Source organism: Nocardioides xinjiangensis, from assembly GCF_017916455.1.
Lineage (GTDB): Bacteria > Actinomycetota > Actinomycetes > Propionibacteriales > Nocardioidaceae > Nocardioides > Nocardioides xinjiangensis.
This window is the reverse complement of record NZ_JAFMSY010000007.1, coordinates 1-855: the sequence shown is the minus strand read 5'-3', so window position 1 is coordinate 855 and position 855 is coordinate 1. Positions and strand designations below refer to the sequence as shown.

The following is an 855-nucleotide window of genomic DNA, read 5'->3' as shown; positions in this document are numbered from 1 at the left end:
ACCCCTGCCGGGTATCACACAACCGCGGTTTAGCCTCATCCGATTTCGCTCGCCACTACTCTCGGAATCACTGTTGTTTTCTCTTCCTGACGGTACTGAGATGTTTCACTTCCCGACGTTCCCTCCACACACCCTATGTGTTCAGGTGCGGGTAACACGACATGACTCGTGCTGGGTTTCCCCATTCGGACACCCCCGGATCACAGCTTGGTTGCCAACTCCCCAGGGCTTATCGCAGGCTCCAACGTCCTTCATCGGCTCTTGATGCCAAGGCATCCACCATGTGCCCTTCATAGCTTGTCTCAACAACGTCAAAACAACACACACCAACCCACCCGACAATCAACGGGCGAGCCGGCCGACACGACCAGCCAGGAAAAGCCGGCCATGCCATACGCAACTTGTCACGACCCGCCACCCAGACAACCCGAAGGCCACCTCGTGCAGGTCAGACGAGCTACAAAGATGCTCGCGTCCACTATGCAGATCTCAAACAACAACCCCACCAACCCCAACGACACGCACGCGCCGCAGGCGAAGGGAGGACCAGAAACCCCAAGCCAGCCAGGACCAACGTCCCGACCGCCTGATGCTTCAGGACCCAACAGTGTGCTCAACCACGCCCCACCCCCGACACCCGACCGGGCACCAGGAACAGACATGACCAGAAACCCCACCCCCCACAAGGAAGGAGCAGAAGATCCTGACGTCGACGATTCCACTAGAAAGACACCACCATGCGCACCCAGTCTCCCCACGCGAACGTGGAGCGGCCCCCAATGGACCAGCTGGATGTCGGGGTGTGTGCTCCTTAGAAAGGAGGTGATCCAGCCGCACCTTCCGGTACGGCTACCT

Annotated in this window: 1 rRNA gene; it reads right to left on the bottom strand. The window is 59.2% G+C overall.

Going from position 1 to position 855, the window contains the following annotated elements:
• Nucleotides 1–303, bottom strand: a 23S ribosomal RNA gene (locus J3P38_RS17465); the annotation flags it as partial.
• Nucleotides 304–855: the final 552 nt, after the last annotated feature.